Source organism: Thermoproteus thermophilus (genome assembly GCF_055392855.1).
On sequence record NZ_AP042466.1, the window covers coordinates 1725311 to 1748727 of the forward strand.

The window sequence follows — 23417 nt, forward strand, 5'->3', positions numbered from 1 at the left end:
GTCAGCCGAAGCGGATCAGCCCCCTCCCCGGCTCCCACACGAGCCGCTCCCTAGTTCGGCCGCGCCACTTGTAGACAGCCCTCGCCTGCTCCGCCTTGCGCCCCATCGCGGCCATGTACTCCGGCGAGCCTATATCGCGGCGATAGAAGAGGCCGTCGCCCCTCACGGCGGCGGCGCACTTCTCGGCCTTCTCGTAGGCCTCCTCTGGCGTCGCCCCCGCAGCGAGCACCTCCACGGCGCGGGAGCCCAACGTCTTGTACCCTCCCCCCTCCGTCGGCTCCGCCGATCCGAAGAAGACCAAACAACCGACGCGTTTTATCGCGTCCCAGTCCACGCGGAATATCCTCCCGGCGGCTAGCCTCTTGTCGAGGGGATAGCCCTTGGGCGCGATCGCCTTCACCACAGTGTGCTCCGCCTTGAACCTCCGCTCCGCCTTGTGGAGCTTCCTAGTCGCCGACTTGAGGAACAAGTCGTAGAGATCGCCGTCGTAGAGATATACTGCGTTCAGCGCCTCGGGATCGCCGAATCTGCTGTAGTACTCTATGACAACGGGGCCCATCGCGGTGAGCATCATCTGGCCGCTTAAAACGCCCGAGTACACGACGCCGAACTCCCGCCTCACTGCCTCGACGGTCGCCTTAATCGCATCGATGGCGGCATTCACCTCCTCCTCATCTATGAAGGGCAGGGGGGACACGGTCCCCATCCCGCCGCATTCCGGCCCTAGGCCCAGCTCGTAGGCATGGGGGTTGTCCTGCACGGGCGGAAAGGCGAAGACCGATTCCCCGTCCACTAGAGCTTGCACCGTGTACTCCACCCCCCACACGGCCTCCTCGACTAAAACAGCCTGAGGGGTATCGCCGTAGGCCGAGAGCTGGGCCCTCGCCTCCTGCGCGCCCCTCGCGATGACCTCGTCCAACGCGCCGTCTAGGTACTTCGCCTCGCCGTAGATGACCTTGACCCCCTTGCCGCCGGCTTGTCTGACGGGCTTGATAGCGACGGAGCCTAGGGCCTTGGCGAAGAAGTAGGCCTCGGCTATGTCGGCGAAGACGCCGTATATCAGCCGGCCGGCGATGTCGTATTTCCATTGAAGTTGTCTGGCCACGTCTTTCCTCTGCTCAATGAGGGCGGCCTTGGAGGGCGCCCCCAGCGTCAGGAAACCCCTCTCCCTAAGGGCGTCCGACACACCGGCGAAGAGGGGCTCCTCGGGGCCTATCACCACGAGATCCGGCGAGAACTCCTCGGCAGCCTTGACGGCCTCTGTCGGGCTCGTCGGAGGGCCCAGCTTATAAGAGCCGCCGGTTTCCTTGACTAGCTGGGCTATGCCCGGGTTTAAATGGCCCATTAATGCGTGCAGCCTAACTCCGCTCCTCGCCAAGCCCCACGCTATCGCATGTTCTCTCGCGCCGTCGCCTACGATCATCACCTTGTCCATATGGCGTAGGCGTAACCCATTTAAATATTTAATTAGAAGCTACTGCGCATGCATTAGACAGGCTTGCGTTACGTTTAACAATATACTTAAAACTAGACATCATCCGCGACAAAGCCTCACGCCGCTCGTCGCCTCTTCGCTTTAGCCCTTGAGGGCTTGTCAATTGGCCGAAAACGCCTAATGCCTTCTGTGAGTCCCTTCGACTAAGTAGTAGGCTTGATCGCCGATATACACAGCGTGGTCCGAGGCCCTCTCGAGTAAACGCAAGACCACGGCCTCTACGACTTTGCACTTGTCGGGCCCCTTCAAGAGCTCGTCGAGAGATCTCGCATAAGCCTCGTCCACCACCTCGTCGTCGAGCCGCTCGAGCTCGCCTAACCTCGAGACGTCGCCGGCGAGGAACATGTCCATGGCCATCGCCACCATGCCCCTCACCGTGTCCTTTATCTCGAGGACCCTCCCCGATATGCACTCTCTCCCCAGCTTCTCCGCCACGGCGGCTATGTCGTAAGCGTATCGGGCTATGCGGTACAAGTCGTAGGAGACGAAGAGGGCTCCCTTGAGGAATCGGAGGTCCTTGGCCACTGGACCAAAGCGGGCCACGGCCTCCATGATCAAGTCGGCGATCTCGTCGTGGAGTTCGTGGAGCCGCGACGCTATGACTCTTACGTCCTCTGGCCTAACGCTCTCCTTGAACGCGGCGTCCAGGGCGTCCATGGCCATGGACGCTCCGCGCCTCAAGGCCTCCGATATCCTCTCCTCCGCCATGTCCAACAGCCTCCTCATAGCCCTAAGGTCGGTGTTATGATATAAGGCTTCTTCATATTAATATAACCTCCCGGTCACGTACTTCTCGGTCAGCTCGTGCCTCGGCCTCGTGAAGACCTCCTTAGTAGGCCCCGACTCGACGACTCTCCCTTGGTACAAAAAGGCCACATAGTCGCTTATCCTGGCCGCTTGTCCCGGGAAATGGGTTACTAACAATATCGTCACGCTCTTCTTGAGCTCCAGGAACAACTCCTCTATTCTCGCCGTGTTTTCGGGGTCTAAATTCGCAGTGGGCTCATCGGCCAGTAGCACCTCAGGCTGAAACGCCAGCGCTCTTGCTATGCATAACCTCTGTTGTTGGCCGCCCGACAGCTTGCCCGCCGGGGAGTCCAGCCTATCCTTTACCTCGTCCCACAGCCTAGCAACCTCGAGCGCCCACTTAACCCTCTCGTGTAACTCCCTCTTGGACTTGACCAGCTTATTCAGCTTGATGCCAAGAGCCACGTTCTCGAACACCGAGAGGTTGGGGATGGGGTTCGGGATCTGGAAGACTATTTGGACCCTCCTCCTGAGCTCATATACGTCCATGGAGAAGACGCTCGTCCCATCGAGCAACACGTCGCCCTCCACTTTAGCGTCGGGATATAGCTCTATTAGCCTATTCACGGTCCTCAACAAAGACGATTTCCCGCTCCCCGATGGCCCCATGATGGCGTATATGACGTTGGCCGGCACCGAGAGGTCGACGCCGTTCAACACTACGTTTTTGCCGTAAAAGAGCCGTAGCGATTTGATCTCCACCTTCATGTCCTCCCAAGGGACTTCGCCGCGATGAACAAGGCCAAGACCAAGGTGAGCAACACGGCGGCTGCGCCGTAGGCCGACGCGATCCATACCGGGTAATTCGACTGGCCCGCCTCGTAGATCCAGAGGCTCACGGCGCCGGTGGGGCCCGTGAACGGCGCATAGTAGCTGTTCCCAAACGCAGTGAACAACAACGGCGCCGTCTCGCCGGCTATTTTGGCCGTCCCGAGCAAGAAGGACGTCAAAACGGCGCGCCAGACGGCCTTCCTGAGAACTGTGAACAAGGCCTTGTACTCCCTCCCCGATATCGAATAGGCCGCCTCGCGCAATGACTGCTCAACCGAGGCGTAAGCGCTTGCTGTGAACAAGGCCACGTAGGGGACCATGACTATGGCCAACGCAGCGGCGCCCAAGTATGCGTTAAAGGCGTCGAGAGGTCCGAAGAACCAGCCCAGCCAGCCCCCGCTGGGGAGGAGCTTTAAGATATTGTTAAGGTCTTTCTGCATGAAGGAGAACACGCCGTATACGAAGAGGCCCACTGAGATCGTCGGGAACTCCACTAGTACGTTCGTGGACGCCCTCGAGATCGACGACAACGCCTCCCTCTTGAACTCGCCGATGTACACGCCCAAGGGGAAGCCCACTAATATGCCCGCCGCAGCGCCGAGCGCAGTCATGTAGAGAGTGCCTACGATGAAAGGCCCAACCCCGCCCTTGTCGGCAAAGGGGCCTGGCGGGAGGTCCACGAGGAACGAATAGAGGCCTCCCAGCTGGGCTATGGCCAGCGCGCCGTGAATATACACGTCTACGACGACCGCTAACACCGGCATTGCGGCTAGGAAGGCCAAGAGGATTATAACGCCCGTGCCTATCATGTTTTTGATCTTCCTGGCGTTCATGCTTGCCATCGCCTCAACAAATAGAGCGACACTCCGTTGATAGCTAGGCCGATCACGGCGAGTACGAACGCCGCAGCGAAAAGAACCGAAGTCATGTAGGTGTAGGCAGCGGCGTTGGGAAACTGCAAGGCTATCAGGGATGAAATAGTTATGCCGGGGTTAAGCGGGTTCAAGGTCAAAGTGACGAAGTTCGAGCCTACGACCATGGCCACGGCCACCGTCTCGCCCATGGCGCGGCCCAAGGCCAAGAAGAAGCCCCCAGCAACATAGGTCCTCACATATTTCAGCTTCAAGACAATCGCCTCGAGCCGCGTGGCACCTACGCTGTATATAGCCTCCTCGACAGGCTTGGGCGTGGCGGCGTAGCCCTCCCTAATCACAGCGGCGGCGTACGGCGTTATCATAAAGGCGAGCAGTAGAGCAGCCGTGAGGAGCGTGTAGGGGGACATATTGGCGTCTATGTGTAGAAGAGCGCTTGCGAGCCAGTTCACGGCAACGGCTAAGGCAGGCCCGAAGGTCTCCCGGCCCCAGAGCCCGAAAATAACCGTGGGCATCGCGGCCGTTAGGTCTAAAAGCGACGATAGGAACCAGCCTAGCCTCCCCGGCAAGAACTCCACCAGAGCCACCGCAACGCTGACGGCAAGGGGCATGGCGACCGCCACGGCTATGGCCGAGGTTAAAAGCGTGCCCGTTATGGCCGGCAGTAGGCCGTATTGCTCCGTCACTGGGTTCCACGCGGCGGAGGTCAGCAACGTGAGGCCGTAGTGCTGAAACGCTGGAGTTGCATAGTAAGCGAATAGGGCGGCCATTCCGCCCAAGAGGAAGACCGATACAAGGCCCACAGCTCTCATGCCCCACTTGAACTTAACTGATATGAGCGCCACGACGCTGACAATGTAAAACACAAGGAAGAGGAAGAAAAAAAGGCCGATCATATTTAAGGCTTGACTTGGTTGAGCGCCTCAAGGCCTATTTGTCGTAGCTCCGGCGGCAGAGGCAGATAGCCGGGCACCAAATCATCTTGGCCCTGCGTGAGCACCCACTTCAAGAACTCCTTGACGAGGGCCGCCTTGGTCGCCGCGTTGGGAAGGCCCTCGGCAGCATAGTCCTTCCATACGATGACGAAGGTGAAAGACCATATCGGATAGCCATGCGGCGGGTTGGTTAATTCCTTTGTAACAAAGTTCCAATCAGCCTCGGCCGAGGGAAATGCTCCGTACTTCTGTCTATACCTCTCCAACGCGGATGTAATGCCCAGCCCCACTGCTTCGGGCGTGGCAAAATAGAACTTCCCGTCGTTGTCGTTTCTTATATACGCCACGCCGCCTATGTAGTCGAACTTCTCCTTGTTAAGCGCGTAGTACGCGTACTCGATATAGCCTATAGAGTAAGGCGTATTCTGGACGGCCGAAGCCACGCCGGGATTGCCTTGTCCCCCTATGCCTCTGCCTAACTTGTCCACAGGCCATTGGACGTTGAGGCCCCAGCCAACAGTGGAATTCCATGGTGGATAGGCCTTGGCTAGCCATAGAGTGAAGGCGCCGGTCGTGCCCGAGCCGTCTGAGCGATGAACAGCTATAATCTCCTTATGGGGAAGCAAGTTGGCTAGGCCCGGGTTAAGGGCTTTTATGCGGGGATCGTCCCAGTAGGTTATATTACCCATGTATATTAACGCTATTATCTCCGCGGTCAGATTTAGGTACTTGTGAGTCCTGGAATAGGCAATCTCGGGAACGTTGTAGGCCAACACGATGGAGCCCACGATCACGGGAAATTGAAACACCTGGCCCTTTAGCTTTTCGTACCTCTCCGCAGTCAGCGGTATGTCAGAGGCGCCGAAGTCTATATTCTTACTAACAAATTGAGCTTGGCCAGCCCCGGAGCCGACGCCTTGGTAATTCACCACGATGCGGCCTCCTGTGTAGTTCCTGAAGTCTAAGGACCATTGTTGCATCTGCGGGTACACGAAGGTGGACCCAGCGCCCGTGATAGAGCCGCTTAATGCGGCAGTAGTCGTAGTCGAAGGAGCCTTCGTGGAAGCCGAGGAGGCCGTCGTGGAGGTCGTAATAGAGCCTCCCTTGTTGCTGCTTGTTGCTATTATGGCGATCGCCGCGATTATTACCACGACGGCTATGATTATGTAAATCGTCCTCATGGGCGCAACGCCTTGAGGTCCTTATTGCGATTTTTCATATTACTCTGTAGAGCTCAAGCCCTCGTCATCGCCGAGGCTTGTTCTATATATTCATACGAAAAAGCGCCTAGAGCCGTCAAGAGCTCGGCCTTACGCCGAGGCGCTCAGCGGTCAACGGCGTAGTGGAGGCGCGGCCCAGCGCTAGATCGACAGCCGCTTTGGCTATGCCCGGCCCTAGAGTCCAGCCCAGCCTGCAAGCCCCGACAACCACGACGAGCCCCTCGCCCCTCCTCTCCACCGCGGGGAGGCCGTCCGGCGCGCGGGGCTGGGCGGAGCTCGGCAAGCCGCGAACCGCCCCGAGAGTGAGGCCGCTGGCCGACGGGGATGTGGGGTGAGGGGGCGAAAAAGGAGGTCAGCTCCCTCACGTAGCCCCAGATCTCTTGCGGGTACTCCTTGCCGTAGACCTTGAGATAGGCCAATATCCATTTCCAGTCGAGCTTGGCGACCCTCGCCTTGCCCGAGATCCACATCCTAATGTACTTGATAGGATAGCCTTTGATGTAATACGATTTATTTCGAACTTTGTCGGCTCCAAGGCCCCGGCCGCTGCCCTCGACCAACCTCCTGGCGAGGGGTCGAATACCGTAACCTTGGCCCCCTCGGCTGTTAGGAAGATGGCCGAGAATAAGCCCGTCACGCCGCCGATGATTGCATACATATTATGATGAACTTTATCATTTTTAGGTCGAGGCCGCGCGGCTGTAGATGTCGGCGGGTTCCGGGCACGCGAATTTTTAATATACAGAACTCTTCACGTGGAGGTCGTAAAGCGCCGTTTAATAAGAGTGCGGGGCTCCTACCTGGCCTATCTGCCCAAGAAGCTCATGGGCAACTTGGGCGTAAACGACGTAGAGATGTACTGGGAGGACGATTTCGTGGGAATAAAGCCCCTATTGGCGAGGGGCGCCGGAGTGGTGGAGGCGAGAGGGGCCCTTGCTGTGTACCTCATAGTGGCGGGATACGCCGCCGGCCTCGACTACCTAGACCTAACGGCCGATCGCTCCGACGTGGAGAGGGGGTTGTCCAAGGTCTTTGGACGCGCGCTGGATAGAGGAGGGGCCTACAGGGTGGAGTACGAGGACCGTTACACTGACAAGGAGGAGGTCATCAAGAGGATGTTGGACTCACTGTTGTTCCTCCTGAACGGCTTATCGGCGGGCACGGCTACTGCGAAGACCGTCGAGGCCGTCGACGACGAGGTGGACAAGCTGAGGCTCACCGTTAATAGGCTCTGCACCCGCTACCCCACGCCCAAGTGCGGCTTCCACATACAGCTGGCGAGGTTCTACGAGCGGGCCGTGGACCACATAGTCGAGCTATATCGCGAGGCGCCCGACGGGAAAATCTGGGCGATTCTCAGAGACGTTGCGGCGGGGCTCAAAGATGCGCTAGGCGATCTAGAGGCGCTCGGAGAATACGTGGCGAGGATGCCCTCGGCTAGGTTCATGGCCATGCAGTTGTCCAAAGGGGAAGCTCAAGCCGTACACGCGGTCCGCGTTATAGACTACCTCCACAACGCGGCCGAGGTTTATTTCGATATACATCTCTATGAGAGCTCATGCAGATCGCAGAACAGCCGACGCGCTCGGGCCTAGCGTAGTCGCTTAGCCGCCGACTTATCGAGGAGGTCCAGCTCCTCGGCTCTGTCGAACAACTCGCTCCTCGAGCTCTTGGGCCATGGGTCGAATAAGTTCCGCACCGGAACTTAGTTCCGCTATGGAACTTAAACCTTACGGCCTAGGCCTTCGCGTCTCGGCCCACGCGCTTCCGCGAGCTCGAGAGGAAAAACTTAAAACCAGAGGACATCACTGCAGAAGGGCCCGTAGTCTAGCGGCTAGGATTGAACGCAGTTCCCTAAAGCCCGCCTCACGAGGCGCCCGCGATAGCCTCAGAGCGCGGGAGATCCCGGGTTCGAATCCCGGCGGGCCCACTCCTCCCGCCTCTTTCTATCGCCTAGCTAGGCGCGCGGCGTATGAGGACACGAGGGCCAAAGCCGCTGTCGAGTACCAAGCCAGCGGCGGATATATCGACATAGCGTAAGAGAAGATGTAGCTGGCGTTCAGCCCCAGCGCCATGTCTATCACGTTGATGACCGCCAATGCTGACGAGGGCGAACTCCGTCGCGATCCCTCGGCGTAGATCGCCGTTATGTACACGGTGTAGGAGGCGCCGTAGGCGAACACTGCGAGCGGCACCACGGCGGGAGGCGAGGAGGGGACGAGGGCCATGGAGGCTGACGATAGCGCTGAGGCCGCGACGAGTACTACCTCCTTCTTTCTGGCCTTGTCGTAGATAGAGCCGAGCGCCCCGCCCAACAGGCCGGACGCCATGGATGCCGACGATATGGCGCCTGCCAACGATGGAGGCACGTCTTTGTAGTAGGAAAGCCACGTAGCGGCGAGGCTATTCGTTGCGTATACAGCGCCCCATATGGGGAAGGAGGCGAGGCCGAGGGCGATCGCGGACCGGTCTAGTTTATGCCCGTGTTTGAACCCCTTTTGCGTCAAAAGCGGCGCGGCTACCGCCGACGCCGCAACGCCCGGAAGGATCGCGGCCGCACGCCAGCCCATTGCTGCTGCTACGTAGCCCCAGTAGTAGCCTGTAAGGGCTCCTACGTTGAAGGAGGCGTTGTACCAGCCCAGCGCAGTCCCCGTAGCCCCCGGCTTAAGCGACACGAGCGCCGCGCCGGCCGTCGAGAAGAATAAGCCGGCCCCCGCTCCTGCCAAGGCTCTGAACGCCAAGGCTTCCTGCCAAGTTCCGCTGAACCCGACGAGGGCTGAGCCGAGGCCCAGGAGCAATAGCCCGATGCCGGCCGTCCTGACGTCTCCTATCTTCGCCCCGATCCAGGCGGCCGGTATCTGCATGGCAGCGGCGCCCGCGATGAAAGCCGCCGGCAATAAACCCAACTGAGCCTCTTGCACCGCCAAGTCCCTCGCCATTAGCGGCAATAATGGGGATACGTAGAACCAGAGCAAGGCGTACACGGCGCGTGCTCCCAGTATGTAGTAAAAGAGGCGCACTTGCCAACGTCAATCCGGCGCTATTTAAGTTTAAGTCGTCGGCTGTATCTGGGGCTCTTGCGGCGCGAATATGAGGGTCGCGTTCGCCTCCACGTCAACGGCGTTCGCTCCCGGCAACACGTTGCTTATGATTAAATAATAGCCCTCGCCCAACTGGTCCACGCTCAGCTCGACGCGCACGCGAAACTCCGCGGACTCGCCGCCGTAGAAATATGCCGGCCCTGTGAAGGCCCAGATCTGCTCCAGCCCCAGCTCCTGGAAGCGCTCGTACTGATCCGATGTGAGGACGAAGAGCCTAACGGGCCCCGTGCTCGCCACGCTCACTTCGAGGGTCGCGTTCCGCCCGGTCGCGGGCAAGTCGTACTTTATAGGGACGAGCTCGTAGGACTGAGGGGCCGATGTGAAGGAGGCGGCCAACAGCCGTTTCGAGACGACTCCATCGCACCAATTACTGAGCTCCAACACTAGCCAAGCGGCGCCCTTCAGCTCGACGTTGCAACCGTGCGACTTAAAGAACTGCGTCACGTTCACGTAGGGGCTTGGGACCTCGCCCACTTGGCACGGGCCGGCCAACGCGTAGCTCGGCGCATAGCCTATGTAATAGCCATAATAGGCGTATTGAGGGCTCGTCAACAATTCCCAGTGAGCCGTCGCGTTCCTCATCAACTCTCGGACGTACTGATCGGGGACCCGGCCGCTGGGATAAAGGACCTCTTCGCCCATTATCAACGTCATGAGGCCCCAATACTGGGCGAGGTACTTCTGGAAGTCGTCGTAGTAGCCGTAGTGGCTAATAGCCGGGTTCATGGCCATGTGGGCGAACCTCGCCTTGGCGAAATCGTTGAGCCAAGGACAAGGCAAGAGCGGGGGAGCCCCCTCGCTGGATCTGTACTGGTTCACGACGTCGATGAACTGGGCGACCCAGTTGGAATCTACGACTAGACCGCCCGCGGGGCTTGACTGGTTCCCTTGACCTCCTGTGGTCTGGACGAACCTTGTGGTCACGACAGCGATCGACAACAACAAGAACAATGTTATCAAGGACTCGACGCAGGGCTTCATGATGCTTCAAATCGGCGAGCTCGAAGAACGCCGGCTTTGCCGAAAGCTGTCCTATAAGTATCGAAATCCATTAGAAATGTAGATGATTTATCTTAAAAATCATCATTATTGAAAAGCTTATATAGTTAGCTAATAATTAAGTTATGTATTAGACCTAATGGATCGGCTGTTGGACCTAAACGCCTAAATCGCCCAGCTTTTCTCCGCAACGCGGATCCTCACATGGTTGAGAAAACGTCAAGGCCGAAAACAGCGATGGTTATGTTTTCCCGACACACAGCGGGCACTCGGCGGGAGCCCTTCATGTGAGAGAGGCCGAAGTCGACCGACGCGCCGAAACGTCATAAAGTGGTATGGCTCCGACAAGAGAGGCTTCTCAACGGTGCGGCCGGAGGGGTTGGGCGCCTTATCGGAACCACTGATTGTCCCCGGTGGGACATTCTGTGATCAACGCACAGCGTCGTTGACCATGTCAGCGCGATGAGGCTCTAGGCCTACGCAGTAGGCTGGATCTCGGCCTAGATAACTGAAACTAAAAGCTATTTACTATGCTATTTACTATATTAGACAATAAACGTAATTCTTCTTTAAAAGGGTCCCGTCACCTCGACCTATGGCTAAAAAAGCCGCTGTAATAGGCGCAGGTACGATGGGCCACGGCATAGCCGAGCTGTTCGCCATAGCCGGTTACGAGGTCGCCCTAGTCGACGTCGCGGAGGACTACTTGAAAAGGGCTTTGCAGAACATAGAATGGTCCCTAAATAAGCTGGCCGAGAAGGGACAAATAAAGGAGAGTCCGCAGGCTGTTCTGGCTAGGATCAAGCCCATCGTCAACGACGTGTGTAAGGCGGTGGAGGGCGTCGAGATCATGGTCGAGGCTGTTATCGAGGAGATCGAGGCCAAGAAGAGGGTCTTCGCCGAGGCCGATAGGTGCGCGCCGCCCAACGCCATCTTGGCCACTAACACCTCCAGCCTCCCCATAACGGAGATATCCGAGGCGGTCAAGCCCGAGAGGAGGCCCCTCGTCGTAGGCATGCACTTCTTCAACCCGCCTGTGTTAATGCCTCTTGTGGAGATAATCAAGGGCAAGTACACCAGCGACGAGGCGGTGAAGCGGGTTGCCGAATACGCATCGCAACTCGGTAAACAGACCGTCGTCGTGAACAAGGACGTGCCAGGCTTCATAGTCAATAGGATATTAGCAAGAGTCAACGACGCCGCTTGTTGGACCGTCGCTAAGGGCGTGGCGGACATAATAGCGGTGGATTCCGCTCTGAGATACCGAGCGGGGCTTCCCATGGGCGCGTTCCTCCTGATGGACTATACCGGGATAGACGTGATATGTTTTATAGGGGATGCCATGGCCAAGAGGGGCTTCAAGACGCACCCCTGCCCGCTGATCGTCGAGAAGTGTCAACAGAAGAAATACGGCGTTAAGACCGGCGAGGGCTTCTACAAGTACCCGGCCCCCGGCAAGTTCCAGTGGCCCGATATACCCAAGGAGCCAGGCGAGGGGCTCGACGTGGTGGCGTTGTTGGCGCCGGCCATAAACGAGGCGGCGTACCTGGTCAGAGAGGGCATAGCCACTAAGGAGGACGTCGACAAGGCCGTGAAGCTCGGCCTCAACTGGCCTAAGGGCCCCTTGGAGCTCGCGGACGAGCTAGGAATAGATGCCGTAGTGAGGGCGCTGGAGGATTGGAGGGCCAAGACAGGCTTTGAGGAGTTCGCGCCCGATCCGCTCTTGCTCGACATGGTCAAGTCCGGGAAGCTCGGCCGTAAGAGCGGGGAAGGTTTCTATACATATATAAAGGCCGAGGAGAAAAAGCTTGAGACAATAGTAGTGCGGTACGAGCCGCCTATAGTGTGGGTAATACTCAATAGGCCCGAGAGGCTTAATGCCATAAACCAGAAGATGGTGGAGGAGCTCTCTGCCGTATTGGACGAGATATCGAAGACTGATTTCGATAAAGCGCGCGTTGTGGTGATCACAGGCGTCGGCCGCGCCTTCTCGGCAGGCGCCGACATCACGGGCTTCGTGGGCACGACGCCTCTCCTAGCGTATAAGCTCTCCAGAGGGCTACACGAAATAACCGAGAAAATCGAGAAACTCGATAGGCCCGTCATATGCGCTCTGAACGGGTACGCGCTCGGCGGAGGCCTCGAGCTGGCCCTCGCGTGCGATATCAGAATAGCCTCCGAGACAGCGGTCTTGGGCCAGCCCGAGGTTAATTTAGGCTTGTTCCCCGGCGGCGGGGGCACGCAGAGGTTGACCAGGCTCGTGGGGCTCGCCAAGGCCAAGGAGTTGATATTCACCGGCGATAATATATCAGCTAAAGACGCCGAGAGGATAGGGCTGGTCAACAAGGTAGTCCCGCCTGAGAGGCTCGAACAAGAGGCGAGGGCGCTTGCGCTTAAGTTAGCCGAGAAGCCGCCGATAGCGTTGGCCATGGCTAAATACGCGATCAACTACGGCTACGAGGCGCCGTTGTGGGCCGCGCTCGATCTTGAAGCCGCCCACTTCGGCATAGTCTTCTCCACGGAGGATCTATACGAGGGGGTCAGCGCCTTCCTCCAGAAAAGAAAGCCGCAGTTTAAGGGGAAATGAGCCTCAGAAACGTATACATAGTGGACTTTAGGCGAGTCCCCTTCAGCAGGCTCACCAGGAAAGAGCCGCAGAGGGATATCTACTACAACATGAGGCCCGAGGAGATCGCCGCGATAGTAGTAAGGGATCTCATAGAGAGGAACAGCATTAAGCCGGAGGACATAGACGACTTGATAACGGGCATGGCTCTACAAGTCGGCGAGGGCTTCTTATACGGCGGTAGGCATGTAGTGTTCGCCGCCAAGCTACCGGTGACCGTCCCGGCGGCGGCTGTGGACCGCCAATGCGCCTCCTCCATAACCTCGGTGATTATGGGCGCCAACGAGATAGCGACGGGGATGGCCGATATTGTGATAGCAGGAGGCGTCGAGCATATGTCGAGAGTGCCCATGTACGACAACCCCCACGTGATTGTAAACCCCAAGTTCTTCACGGAGGAGTACGCCTTCTACGAGCTCAACATCGGCTACGTCATGGGGCTCACGGCGGAGAGGCTGGCCGAGGAGAGCAAGATAACTAGGGAGGAGATGGATAGATGGAGCTTGAGGAGCCACCAACTCGCATATAAGGCCCAACAAGAAGGCTACTTCAAGGGCGAGATAATCCCCGTCGAGATCGAGCAGGAGGGCAAGAAGGTGGTAGTGGACAAGGACATGTCGGTGAGGCCCGACACGAGCCTCGAGAAATTGGCCCAGTTGCCGCCCGCTTTTAAGGCCGACGGCGTGATAACTGCCGGCAACTCCTCGCCGCTTAACACCGGCGCGGCCTATCTGCTGTTAATGTCCGAGAGAGCGCTCAAGAAATACGGCCTCCAGCCCATGGCCAGATTCGTGAGCTACGGCTTCGCCGGGGTCCCGCCCGCCGTGATGGGCAAGGGCCCTGTGCCCGCATCTAAAAAGGCCCTCGAGAAGGCGGGGTTGAAGGTCAAAGACATCGACCTCTGGGAAATAAACGAGGCCTTTGCCGTGGTCACGTTATATGCGATAAAGGAGCTCGGGATAGAGGAGGACAGAGTGAACAAGAGAGGAGGGGCCATCGCCATAGGCCATCCCTTAGGAGCTACCGGGGCTAGGATCATAGGCACTCTCGCGAGGCAGTTGCAGATAGAGGGGAAGGACAGAGGCGTGGCGACCCTTTGCGTCGGCGGGGGCCAAGGCGCAGCCGTGGTAATTGAAAGGGTTTAACCTTTTTAACATCGACGAATTGGTCCCTGTGTCGTCGGAGAGGGAGTACATGGACTTGCTGGAAAGGGCCTATAAGGTGATCACGCCCAAGGCCCAGAGGAGGGCCGAGATACCCAAGCTCGAGGTCCAGAACTTGCCCCGTAGGACCGTGATAACGAACTTGGGCCAGATAGCGAAAAGGCTAAACAGAGATCCCAGCCATATAGCTAAGTTCTTCCAGAAGGAGCTCGCCATGCCGGGGATGCTCGACGGCGATGCTCTTGCGCTAAGCGGCGAGAGATCGCCCAAGGTCATAGAAGCTGTGTATGAGCGCTACCTCAAGTACTACGTGATATGCCCCGTCTGCGGATCGATAGACACGCTATTGCAGAGGGAGGGACGCGTCTACGTGCTCAAGTGCACTGCGTGCGGCGCGTCTACTCCAGTAAAGCCGTTGTGACGGCGGATTAGGCTAGGGCCTTCAAAACCTCCAGCACAGCCGTCGTCGCGAACAACACGGAGAGGGCCGAGTACAAGGCGCGGGTCCTCACGATGTGGGCCAATCGCGCAGCCGCGAACCCGCTGGCGAGCGCCGAGGCGCCGACGATCAAGGCCGTCGATAGATCGAACTGTCCCAGATAGAAATACGCGACGACGCCCCCAGTAGCGGATAACGCCATAGCAGTCGCGGCGGTTCCCACGGTTTTTCTAATCGGCATATCGTCCACGGCGCTGAGGACTGCCGCGAACATAACGCCGCCGCTCGCGCCAACGAGGCCAGTAGCTATGCCGACCCCCACGCTCGACGCGATCGCGAGAACGCGCCGGGATTTTGGGGCCAACGCGCCTAGATACCCCCTGGCCCGGGGCAGAAGCCCTCTATCCGATCCCAATATAGCGTTTTCCAAGGAGGTATATGTCAAATAGAGCGAGGAGGCTGCGAAGAGCAGCTCGAGCGGGGGCTCCGGTGTCATCACAGCTATGTGGGAGCCCAGTTGAGCGCCGACAATGGAGCCGAGGCCTAGCACTAACGCGTAACGGTAGTCCACGTCGTGGGCTTTCAAGTACACCGCGAGCGCTGAGGCTGTCGCCATTAGATCGACTAATAAACTCACGCCTACTGATTGTTGGTACGTGAGCCCCATATAGGAGAGCGCCGGGACCGTGACGGCCACTCCGCTGGACCCTGCGAGGCCCACTAACACGCCAACTGCGACTCCCAAGGCTATCAGCGCCGCTACGTTCACTCCAACGTTTTTTTATCCAGTATTTACGCTATAATGGTGAGGAAATGCGTCGTAGCGTCGGGGGTGCTCATTGAAGGCGGCAAGGCCTTGTTAATATATCACGAGAAACTCGGCGTCTGGCTCTACCCGGGCGGACACGTCGAGGAGGACGAGACGCCGTCAGAGGCCGTGGTCAGGGAGTTCCGAGAGGAGACGGGGCTGGAGGTGGAACCCGTGGGCCCTAGGCGGGGCGTGTCCGGCGACGACGTCGTCGAGGAGCCGCTTCCCTTCGTCGTGCTGAGAGAGGTAGTGAGGTATCCCGCCGAGGTCCACATCCATTACGACTTAATATTCCTAGTTAAACGCGTCGGCGGCTCCCTAAAGCGCGGAGTTTGGTTCACCGAGCGTGAAGTGGAGGGGATAAAGACGTATCCGAACGTGAGGGAAGTCTTAAGGCTTGCATTTAGGGAAGCGGGCGTATGAGCTTGCTCGACGTGGTTATCCAGACGTTGTTGGCGACTCCGTCCGGGGCCTTCTCGCCCGGGCCCCTCACCACTGCGGCAGTGGTCCAAGGAGCCTTGAGAGATTCCCCCGGCGCAGCCCTCAGATCCGGCCTAAAGGTGGCCGTTGGCCACATGGCCTTTGAGCTTCCCTACGTGTTGGCCCTCGGGCTCCTTTCGGGCTTCTTGTCGGCGCTGGGGAGGCCCTTGGCCGTGGTGTCCTTCGCTTCCTCCCTCTTCTTCGCATACCTCACGGCCAAGGACGGCGTGCGCACTATAAGGGGCGATGGGCGATGGGCCCGCGCTACGCGGCGCATGTCGCCCTTCCTAACGGGCTTATTGTTCACAGGGGCTAATCCGTACTTCCTAATGTGGTGGGCCACAGTGGGGCTTCCCATATTAAGCCAAGCGTTCCAGCTGGGCCCGCTGGGCTTGGCCGCCATGTATGGCTCACACGTCTGGATGGACTACTTCTGGCTCGGGCTCATGGCATCTGCTGGAGGTAGCACATCGAGGATTTTAAGCGGCAAGAGGTACGGCTACTTGTTGATCTCCCTAGCCGCCTTGTTAGCGCTGTTCGGGCTCAACATAATCCTCGGCGCCTTCTTTGGAGTTCTTCTTATATAGCCCATATTTCAACGTGAGGGGCTGGGCCATGGCGCTTATAGCAACAATAGCGGTAGCCGGAGCGGCAGTCATGGCGTACTTATACTTGTTGCCGGGACGCGTCGATATATATGTCGCGGATCCGCCTTCCCCTGTAGCTGTATATATCACCTTCAGCTCTGTGGCTTTGCATAGGCTAGGATCTAGCGGGTCGGGTTGGATCGTTGTCTTTAACGGAAGCAGTACAGTCAAGTTGTCGAGTACGCCTCAGCTGTTGGCCTCGGTCTCGGCGCCTCCGGGCGAATACGACGAGGTCTCCTTCACCATATCCAGCGCAACTGTGCAGATAGGCGGGATGAACGTCACGGCCAGAATTCCAAGCGGCGAGTTCAAGGTTCACATAATCGGCGGGCTTAAGCTAAGAGGGGGCTCTACAGAGAAGCTCCTCATATCGCTCCCACACATAACTCTCGCGGACGGGCAGATAGTGATCAGCCCGTCCATAACGGCTCGAGTAATGCCTTGAGGATCGAGCTGAGGCCTATAGGGTTCGTCGAGCGCGGGATTCCGGGCCCAGAAATTGGCGCCAAAGTAGATAGAAGGAGCTTCATCTCGACTATTAGGATATACGACGAGTACGTAGATGGGTTGTCCGGGCTTGAGGAGTACAGCCACATCTTCGTGATATGGTATATGGATAGAGTACGCGAGGTTCAGCTAAGGGTGAGGCCAAGGCGTCTGCCCGACGCCCCAGAGGTCGGCATATTCGCCACGCGCTTCCCGCCGAGGCCTAACCCGATAGGCTTGACGGTGGCGGAGCTGGTATCGTTGGACCCGCCACGTATACACGTGAGGAACCTAGACGCTTGGACGGGGAGCCCGGTCTTGGACATAAAACCCTACGATGTGTTGGACGTGGTCGAGCGGCCGCGGATGCCGGAATGGCTACAGCGTTTTTTAAACACTTGATATCCTTCGGCATGGTCTGTATATTTGTAAGCAGAGATACGTTCCCCGACGTCCTCTACAAGAAGCTGTCTGAGGTAGGCACAGTCAAGGCCTATAAGTTCGGGAAGCCGGCGTGGCTGACGACGGGCATACCCAAGGAGGAATTAAAGAAGGCGGCGGCGGAGTGCGACGCCATGGTGGTGTTCGTGGGCGACGTCGTGGACTCCGAAGTATTATCCAACGCCAAGAGCCTCAAGATAATATCTACAGTGTCCGTGGGCTACGACCACATAGATGTAGCCGAGGCCAAGAGGAGGGGCATCGTGGTCACCAACACGCCGGAGGTCCTCGTGGACGCCACGGCGGATCTCGCAATTGGGCTACTGCTGGCCTTGGCCAGGAGAATAGTGGAGGGGGATCGCTTGATCAGGGAGGGCGGGGCTTACGACGTGTGGGGGGCGTTGATGGGGTCGGACATAAAAGGCAAGAGGGCCGGCATAGTGGGATTGGGCAATCTAGGGACGGCGATAGCCAAGAGGCTTTTGGCCTTCGGGGCCGAGGTCGTCTATTGGTCGCGCAATAGAAAGCCCCAAGTGGAGTTCGCCTTGGGCATCAAGTACCTCCCCCTCGACGAGCTGTTGGCAACCAGCGATTTCGTCATCGTGTCGATAGCCTTGACCCCCGAGACGAGGCATCTCATGAACTGGGAGAAGTTCTCCAAGATGAAGCGCGGCGCTTATTTCATAAACGTGGCGAGGGGGGCCGTAGTCGACACCGAGGCCTTGGTGAGGGCCTTGAGGGAGGGCATCCTCGCCGGCGCGGCGTTAGACGTATACGAGGAGGAGCCGCTCCCCCACACTCACGAGTTGACCAAGTTCCCCAACGTCGTCCTTACTCCTCATATCGGCAGCGCCGCCGTTGAGACCAGGACTAAGATGGCCGAGATAGCCGCCGAGAACGTGGTGCGGTTCTTCAAAGGACAAAGGCCTCTGTACGTGGTGGAGTGAGCGTCTGGTCTAACCCTTCGTTCTTCGAGGTGAAGTTCAAGTGCATAAAATGCGGCGTGTGTTGCGTCGGCACTCAGATGGAGCTCTTGCCCGAGGACGTGGAGCGCCTAGAGGCCTTGGGCTATCGCCTCGAGGACTTCGCGGTGTTCGACGGTGTTGTGTACAGGCTTAAGAACGTCGACGGCCATTGCGTCTTCTACGACCCAGGTACCTCCACTTGCAAGATATACGAGAATAGGCCCATAGGCTGTAGGCTCTATCCGCTAGTGTATGACGGGGATAAGGTCTATGTGGATAAGACTTGCCCTACTTGGAACACAGTGCCCAGAAGGGAGGTGGAGCGGCTGGCGCGCTACGTGGTCAAGTTCGTTGAGGACGTCCAACGGACTAAGATAGTTATAAGGCTACGCAAAGGCTCTTAGATCCTCGCCCCTTAATAAGGGGACGCCTAAGCTCTCGGCCAACTCCTCCACTTCGCTGTACGGCATGGCCTCGGTGCTGGGGCCGAGCACTTCTATTATCGCGAGCGCAGGGGGCAACCCTGCCAATTTCGCTAAAATAGTCGAGAGCTCGGTGTGGCCCCACCTTCTGCCGACCCTTGCGCCGAGGATGGGGACGTGCCCAGGCGCGTAGAAGTTGTCGACGAATTCCTTCTTGGCCAGCTCGGGGTCCTTTAAGGCTATGCGCACCACCCTCGCCATTTCCCTCAAAGTCAAGGCCTTGTCCGAATCCCTCACGCCCGTCTTCGTGCTTTTGTGGTTCACGTAGCCCATGAAGGCCGGCTCGTCCCCGTACCTGGGCGTCGTCGATAGCCCCAATCCGCGGTAGTAATCTGAGAGGAAGCTCAATCCGAGAGCCCTCCCTATCTCCTCCGTCGTGACGAAACACAAAAGCCCTCCTGCATTTTGCCTAAGCCATCTGACCAAACTTGCCGTCACGGCGTCGGCCCTGATCACGAAATCGGCCTCAGCCTCTCTATGATCGCCGTCGTATATGAGGACGGGCCTTCCCTTGATCAGAGCGGCGATGGCCTCCTCGAGGCGCGTCACGTCAACTATAGTTTATGAGTATATATGCTTTCTGTAAACTATTTTTTACATTCTACTTTGTACCTCAAGACCACCTCCTGTCCGCACTCGCAGATCTCGGCGGATTGGAGCCTCAGCCTAAACGGAGCTGACTCCACATCGTCGAAGCCCGGCCCCTCGAACAACGAAGTCCCTGCACCGAGGGCATAAGGGGTTACGGTTATTATCAACTCGTCCACGAGGCATCGGCTGAGCATCTGCCAGTTTATCTGGCCGCCTCCCTCCACCAACACGCTCTTTATCCCCATGGAGTATAGCCTCCTCAACGCCTCGTCTAGAGGCACCCTATCGCCCGGGAACTCCAGTACTTGGACCCCCCTCTCCCTCAAGGCCTCCGCCTTGTCCTTAGGCGCCCTCTCCGTCGTGAGCACCACGGTAGGGGCCGAGCCGTCGAAGACCCTCATGTCCAGAGGTAGCGCGAGCGCGCCGTCTACTACCACCCTGACGGGATTCTTGCCCTGAGCATATCTCACCGTGAGTCTTGGGTTGTCTACGCGGACGGTCCTAGCCCCTACGAGTACCGCGTCGACTTTCGCCCTCAGCTCGTGTAAGCGCCGTAGGTCCACTGGACACGACAGTTTGGAGTAGCCGGTCTTGCTGGCTATCCTTCCGTCGATAGTGACCGCAGCGGCTAAGTAGACGTACGGCCTCATACCAAGATCCTCACGCCGATTACCCCGTCCCGCCTCATGGAATCCAAGGCCTCCGTGGCCTTGGCGAGGGCCGCGTAGGGCTTCTCGGCTACTCCTATACCCAGCCTGACGTCTATGTATATTTGGTCGTATAATATGTAGCCGGTCCGCACGTCGGGTAGGAAGATCATCACGTTGTCGCCGCCTAAGTAAAACGCGAGGCAGCCGAGCCCTCTGCATATTGAATTCACCTTGTTCAACAATTCGCCCACGACTACATACACGTCGTACGCGCCCATCCTCTCCGTATGCCTAGTGCTGTTGACTATGTCGAGGTGTCCGACCACGGCGGGGCCGCTCTTAGTGTCCCCCGCCTCGTCGCAACTCTCGTAGGCTTCCAGCGGAGTTGCGCCGCGGCCTATACAGTGATCCACCGGCACCGGCGATATCTCTTGTAGCGACTTTGCTTTCTCTATCAAGACCCGCGGCGATATGTTGTTCGCGTATACCAACAAGTAGTCGTAGCGCATCTGATGGGGGAGCGCCTCGACCGAGGTGTACTCGGCCCATGCCCTTTTGTGCAACTCAGCTTGCACTTGCTGGATTATGTGCTCCCTTCTGAAGCCAAGAGTTTCCGTCCACTCACGATAGCCCGTCAACTTAAGTTGCATGACGACGTGCACGTTACTGGGTTCGAGTGGCCGATAAAAAAGTATTAACCCGCTGGGTTATCTTGTCAACTAAAGTTTCCAGAAGCGCTTTGCCCCTCTCGGCGGATACCTCGGAGGGGTCCATACAGCCGATGATGCCCGACTTCGACATCCATGCTGTGCGCAAATACCTCATCTTGTGCACATCGCCTTCGCACATCTTCTCCTTAGGCGTATCGAGGAGCCGGCCCCCTATAGCTAGATATACGCTAGCCTCGTCCGAGCCGGCGTGATCCCTCACAGGCACCAAGCTCCATATGTTGATCCAGAGCACCTTAGGCCCCAGCTCATAGTTCAGCTGAGAGGCCACGGCATTTCCGGCATCAGCCACGCCTCCATGGCCCGCTATCACCACTACGTGATCGCACCACTTGGCGGCGCTCTTGATGACTTGACTTATGTACGACAAAAACACATCGCATTCCACGTATACGGTCGGAGGGAAGTCTTGGTGTTCCTTGCTGCACGTGTACCATACGGGCTCTAGGACTTGCGCCTTTAGAATTGCGGCGAGCCTCCTCGCCACATATACCGATATCTCAGTGTCGACGGTCGGAGGCAGATACGGCCCGTGTTGTTCGTAGGAGCCAACCGGCAATATACAGTCCACAAGCTGTCGTTCATTTGGCTTTTGATCTTATCGCCTCGACCAACTCCTCGATAGCTTGCGTCAATTCCCTAAGCCCCTCTATTTCTATCTTCAATCTCAAGTACCCGTCGCCGCGCCTCTCGCCCAAGTCGTCACGCTCGGCATCTTCGCGAAGTAGTTTCTCCAGCTCCTCGTCGTCGAGTTCTTCCTTCTTTTTCCTCAACATCATGACCTCTTAGCGGCATTAATCCAACTGTCCTTTAAGCTGGGTCTAAAGTCTTAACTATGAGGGTCTACTACGACGACGTCTTTAAGAGGCACGAAACGGGGCGAGGCCACCCCGAAAACCCCAGCCGCCTCGACAGCGCAGTTGAGGGGGCCAGAGAGGCGGGCGCGCAGTTCGTGCGCCCCCGCGTGAGGGACGACGTGCTCCAACGCCTGGAGGCGGCGCATAGCCGCGAGTACATAAGATACGTGGAGGATCTATGTAACTTGGGCTCCCCAACGGAGCTCGACGGCGATACTTGGATATCCCCGGGGACTTGCCCGGCGGCTTTGACGGCGGTGTCGGCTATTCTAGACGCGTTGGACTCGAGGGAGCACTCCTATATATTGGCGAGGCCTCCGGGCCATCACGCCGGCAAGGCCGGGAGGGCCTTAACGGCGCCTACTCAAGGCTTCTGCGTCTTCAACACGGCCGCCGTAGGCGCATTGTACATGGACGGCGTGGCCGTGGTCGATATAGACGTGCACCACGGCAACGGCACCCAAGAGATCCTATACGACAAGGACGTGTTGTACATCTCTACTCACCAAGATCCCTTGACCCTTTACCCCGGCACCGGCTTCCCCGACGAAGTGGGCATCGGCAAGGGCGAAGGCTATAACATCAATATACCCATGCCGCCGGGGACCGGCGACGATGGGTTTAAGAAAATCCTCGACGAGGTCGTGATGCCGGTGTTGAGGCAATACGGCCCCAAGGCCTTGATAGTCTCGTTGGGCTGGGACGCCCATAAGGAGGACCCCCTCGCCGATATGGGCCTCACGCTGAATGGCTACCGTTACGCCATCAAGTCGTTTCTGGGGCTGAACATCCCAACGGTCTTCCTCCTCGAAGGAGGATATAACCTTAGAGTATTACGCGAGGGCTCGAAGATGTTGGTAATGGAGGTCGGAGGTCTGGGCTACGCGCCGGCTGAGGAGGAGAGCGCGAGCCACCACGCGGTGTGGGGCAAACTCTCTAGCACGTTAGCCGAGGTCAAGGCCGTTCAGTCCAAGTACTGGCGGCTACGTGGCTGATCGCAATGGCAATATCCTCGGACACGTCGATGCTGGAGTACTCGCAAGGAATCGTGTTGGAGCAGTACAACGCGTTGACGCACCCCTTTATCTTCTCGCGGGCGTTGCCCAATAGCTGGCAGTGCGTCACCACCGCGTAGACGGCCGATGCGCCAAGCAATTTAGCGTTCTTACATGCGTCGACCAAGGTGCCGCCCGTGGCCAATATGTCATCCACTATGGCTATCGTCTTGCCTTGGAGATTCGTCGAGGCGCTCGGCTTCATGAATATCTCCCCCGTCTCCCTATCTCTGAACTTCTCGAAGTGGTCGTATTCAACTCCCAAGCGGTCCGCCAATGCGGTAGCTCTATGTAGAGAGCCCGCGTCAGGGCTGAGCACGATGTCGACGTTCCATCTCCTTAAAACCTCGGCGTACCTCTCGGCAGGGTATACATCCACCACCCTCATCCCAGCCACGTAATCGCCTATATATGGCTTGTGTAGATCTACAGCCACTAGGTGGGTTACTGGGTATCTCCTTAAGTAGCCCAATATCGCCTTGATGCTTATGGGCTCGCCTTCGCGAAATCGTCTGTCTTGTCGCGCATACGGCATGTAGGGAATCGCCAGGACCACCTTCTCTACGCCGTAATCGCTCAAGGCGTCTAAGGTGAGGAGCAACTTAACGAGGTTCTTGTTGACGTCTGGATAGAGCCTGGCCAAGAGGACGACCTCCTTGGCGGGCTCCACCCTGACTAGGACCTCGCCGTCTGGGAAATCCCTCTCTTCAAGAGGCCTCGCGTCGAGGCCTAGCTTGCTCGAGATGGGCTTGGCCAAGTCCTCGGCGTTTTTGAAATAGTAGAGCCTCATGAGAAGGAT

27 protein-coding genes and 1 tRNA gene are annotated in these 23417 nt (G+C 58.0%); 12 read left to right on the forward strand and 16 right to left on the reverse strand.

Going from position 1 to position 23417, the window contains the following annotated elements; translation table 11 throughout:
• Nucleotide 1: 1 nt before the first annotated feature.
• From purD to ACZ5PA_RS09980, 7 genes are all read right to left on the reverse strand, one after another.
• Complete coding sequence (purD, locus tag ACZ5PA_RS09950; protein ID WP_464930191.1) at nt 2–1435, reverse strand: phosphoribosylamine--glycine ligase; 1434 nt, start codon at nt 1433–1435, stop codon at nt 2–4.
• 177 nt (nt 1436–1612) lie between these two features.
• On the reverse strand, nt 1613–2221 hold the full coding sequence (locus tag ACZ5PA_RS09955; protein ID WP_464930193.1) for a phosphate signaling complex PhoU family protein: 609 nt from the start codon (nt 2219–2221) through the stop codon (nt 1613–1615).
• Nucleotides 2222–2260: 39 nt separating this feature from the next.
• Nucleotides 2261–3010: an ATP-binding cassette domain-containing protein gene (locus ACZ5PA_RS09960; protein WP_464930194.1), complete on the reverse strand. Its 750-nt coding sequence runs from the start codon at nt 3008–3010 to the stop codon at nt 2261–2263.
• A complete protein-coding gene (locus tag ACZ5PA_RS09965) occupies nt 3007–3906 on the reverse strand; it encodes an ABC transporter permease subunit (protein WP_464930196.1) in 900 nt (299 codons plus the stop codon). Before ACZ5PA_RS09965 ends, ACZ5PA_RS09960 begins: the two co-directional genes overlap by 4 nt.
• Complete coding sequence (pstC, locus tag ACZ5PA_RS09970; RefSeq protein WP_464930197.1) at nt 3903–4841, reverse strand: phosphate ABC transporter permease subunit PstC; 939 nt, start codon at nt 4839–4841, stop codon at nt 3903–3905. Before pstC ends, ACZ5PA_RS09965 begins: the two co-directional genes overlap by 4 nt.
• Nucleotides 4842–4843: 2 nt before the next feature.
• Entirely contained in the window at nt 4844–6061 is a 1218-nt protein-coding gene (gene pstS, locus ACZ5PA_RS09975) for a phosphate ABC transporter substrate-binding protein PstS (RefSeq protein ID WP_464930198.1), read from the reverse strand.
• Between the two features lie 115 nt (nt 6062–6176).
• Nucleotides 6177–6383 carry a hypothetical protein gene (locus ACZ5PA_RS09980; protein ID WP_464930199.1) on the reverse strand — a complete coding sequence of 69 codons (207 nt, stop codon included), beginning with the start codon at nt 6381–6383 and terminating at the stop codon, nt 6177–6179.
• 472 nt (nt 6384–6855) lie between these two features.
• Here ACZ5PA_RS09980 and ACZ5PA_RS09985 point away from each other — a divergent pair, with 472 nt between their 5' ends.
• Nucleotides 6856–7695, forward strand: a complete 840-nt coding sequence (locus ACZ5PA_RS09985; RefSeq protein WP_464930200.1) for a hypothetical protein — start codon at nt 6856–6858, stop codon at nt 7693–7695.
• A gap of 221 nt (nt 7696–7916) precedes the next feature.
• A tRNA-Val gene (locus ACZ5PA_RS09990) sits at nt 7917–8030 on the forward strand.
• Between the two features lie 16 nt (nt 8031–8046).
• Here the strand turns inward: ACZ5PA_RS09990 and ACZ5PA_RS09995 are convergent.
• Both ACZ5PA_RS09995 and ACZ5PA_RS10000 read right to left on the reverse strand, forming a co-directional pair.
• Nucleotides 8047–9120: an MFS transporter gene (locus tag ACZ5PA_RS09995; RefSeq protein ID WP_464930202.1), complete on the reverse strand. Its 1074-nt coding sequence runs from the start codon at nt 9118–9120 to the stop codon at nt 8047–8049.
• 30 nt (nt 9121–9150) lie between these two features.
• A complete protein-coding gene (locus ACZ5PA_RS10000) occupies nt 9151–10182 on the reverse strand; it encodes a CAP domain-containing protein (protein ID WP_464930203.1) in 1032 nt (343 codons plus the stop codon).
• Between the two features lie 613 nt (nt 10183–10795).
• Between ACZ5PA_RS10000 and ACZ5PA_RS10005 the strand changes: the two genes are divergently transcribed.
• From ACZ5PA_RS10005 to ACZ5PA_RS10015, 3 genes are read left to right on the forward strand one after another with little or no spacing between them, the layout of a single operon-like run.
• The gene (locus ACZ5PA_RS10005) at nt 10796–12787 is read left to right on the forward strand and encodes a 3-hydroxyacyl-CoA dehydrogenase/enoyl-CoA hydratase family protein (RefSeq protein ID WP_464930205.1); all 1992 of its coding nucleotides are present in this window, start codon (nt 10796–10798) and stop codon (nt 12785–12787) included.
• A complete protein-coding gene (locus tag ACZ5PA_RS10010) occupies nt 12784–13971 on the forward strand; it encodes an acetyl-CoA C-acetyltransferase (RefSeq protein WP_464930206.1) in 1188 nt (395 codons plus the stop codon). The genes ACZ5PA_RS10005 and ACZ5PA_RS10010 overlap by 4 nt, the downstream gene beginning before the upstream one ends.
• 49 nt (nt 13972–14020) lie before the next feature.
• Nucleotides 14021–14410, forward strand: a complete 390-nt coding sequence (locus ACZ5PA_RS10015) for a translation initiation factor IF-2 subunit beta (RefSeq protein WP_464931251.1) — start codon at nt 14021–14023, stop codon at nt 14408–14410.
• 7 nt (nt 14411–14417) lie between these two features.
• Here ACZ5PA_RS10015 and ACZ5PA_RS10020 read toward each other — a convergent pair whose 3' ends face one another.
• Nucleotides 14418–15197 (reverse strand): sulfite exporter TauE/SafE family protein, encoded by a 780-nt coding sequence (locus ACZ5PA_RS10020; RefSeq protein WP_464930207.1) that lies wholly within the window; start codon nt 15195–15197, stop codon nt 14418–14420.
• A gap of 33 nt (nt 15198–15230) precedes the next feature.
• Between ACZ5PA_RS10020 and ACZ5PA_RS10025 the strand changes: the two genes are divergently transcribed.
• Genes ACZ5PA_RS10025 through ACZ5PA_RS10050 form a run of 6 tightly spaced genes read left to right on the forward strand, consistent with a single transcriptional unit; the run spans nt 15231 to nt 18659 of the window.
• On the forward strand, nt 15231–15659 hold the full coding sequence (locus tag ACZ5PA_RS10025) for an NUDIX hydrolase (protein WP_464930209.1): 429 nt from the start codon (nt 15231–15233) through the stop codon (nt 15657–15659).
• Complete coding sequence (locus tag ACZ5PA_RS10030; protein WP_464930210.1) at nt 15656–16303, forward strand: LysE family transporter; 648 nt, start codon at nt 15656–15658, stop codon at nt 16301–16303. The genes ACZ5PA_RS10025 and ACZ5PA_RS10030 overlap by 4 nt, the downstream gene beginning before the upstream one ends.
• 13 nt (nt 16304–16316) lie before the next feature.
• Nucleotides 16317–16808, forward strand: coding sequence for a DUF4382 domain-containing protein (locus ACZ5PA_RS10035; protein ID WP_464930211.1), 492 nt, complete (start codon nt 16317–16319; stop codon nt 16806–16808).
• Nucleotides 16805–17251 (forward strand): tRNA (N6-threonylcarbamoyladenosine(37)-N6)-methyltransferase TrmO, encoded by a 447-nt coding sequence (gene tsaA / locus ACZ5PA_RS10040; RefSeq protein ID WP_464930213.1) that lies wholly within the window; start codon nt 16805–16807, stop codon nt 17249–17251. The genes ACZ5PA_RS10035 and tsaA overlap by 4 nt, the downstream gene beginning before the upstream one ends.
• 11 nt (nt 17252–17262) lie before the next feature.
• Entirely contained in the window at nt 17263–18237 is a 975-nt protein-coding gene (locus tag ACZ5PA_RS10045) for a 2-hydroxyacid dehydrogenase (protein ID WP_464930214.1), read from the forward strand.
• Nucleotides 18234–18659: a YkgJ family cysteine cluster protein gene (locus ACZ5PA_RS10050; RefSeq protein WP_464930215.1), complete on the forward strand. Its 426-nt coding sequence runs from the start codon at nt 18234–18236 to the stop codon at nt 18657–18659. Before ACZ5PA_RS10045 ends, ACZ5PA_RS10050 begins: the two co-directional genes overlap by 4 nt.
• On the opposite strand, the gene ACZ5PA_RS10055 is transcribed toward ACZ5PA_RS10050, so the two are convergent.
• The 5 genes from ACZ5PA_RS10055 to ACZ5PA_RS10075 are packed head-to-tail and all read right to left on the reverse strand — an operon-like array spanning nt 18642 to nt 21485.
• Nucleotides 18642–19286 (reverse strand): 3,4-dihydroxy-2-butanone-4-phosphate synthase, encoded by a 645-nt coding sequence (locus ACZ5PA_RS10055; protein ID WP_464930216.1) that lies wholly within the window; start codon nt 19284–19286, stop codon nt 18642–18644. The two genes, ACZ5PA_RS10050 and ACZ5PA_RS10055, sit on opposite strands and share 18 nt — an antisense overlap.
• A 38-nt stretch (nt 19287–19324) precedes the next feature.
• Nucleotides 19325–19978, reverse strand: coding sequence for a 2,5-diamino-6-(ribosylamino)-4(3H)-pyrimidinone 5'-phosphate reductase (locus ACZ5PA_RS10060; RefSeq protein ID WP_464930217.1), 654 nt, complete (start codon nt 19976–19978; stop codon nt 19325–19327).
• Nucleotides 19975–20640, reverse strand: coding sequence for a GTP cyclohydrolase IIa (locus ACZ5PA_RS10065; protein WP_464930218.1), 666 nt, complete (start codon nt 20638–20640; stop codon nt 19975–19977). Before ACZ5PA_RS10065 ends, ACZ5PA_RS10060 begins: the two co-directional genes overlap by 4 nt.
• Nucleotide 20641: 1 nt before the next feature.
• Nucleotides 20642–21277 carry a creatininase family protein gene (locus ACZ5PA_RS10070; protein WP_464930219.1) on the reverse strand — a complete coding sequence of 212 codons (636 nt, stop codon included), beginning with the start codon at nt 21275–21277 and terminating at the stop codon, nt 20642–20644.
• A gap of 10 nt (nt 21278–21287) precedes the next feature.
• Complete coding sequence (locus tag ACZ5PA_RS10075) at nt 21288–21485, reverse strand: hypothetical protein (RefSeq protein WP_464930221.1); 198 nt, start codon at nt 21483–21485, stop codon at nt 21288–21290.
• Between the two features lie 56 nt (nt 21486–21541).
• Here ACZ5PA_RS10075 and ACZ5PA_RS10080 point away from each other — a divergent pair, with 56 nt between their 5' ends.
• Nucleotides 21542–22558 carry a histone deacetylase family protein gene (locus tag ACZ5PA_RS10080; RefSeq protein WP_464930222.1) on the forward strand — a complete coding sequence of 339 codons (1017 nt, stop codon included), beginning with the start codon at nt 21542–21544 and terminating at the stop codon, nt 22556–22558.
• Here the strand turns inward: ACZ5PA_RS10080 and prs are convergent.
• Complete coding sequence (gene prs, locus ACZ5PA_RS10085; RefSeq protein ID WP_464930223.1) at nt 22518–23408, reverse strand: ribose-phosphate diphosphokinase; 891 nt, start codon at nt 23406–23408, stop codon at nt 22518–22520. The genes ACZ5PA_RS10080 and prs overlap by 41 nt on opposite strands.
• Nucleotides 23409–23417 lie beyond the last annotated feature (9 nt).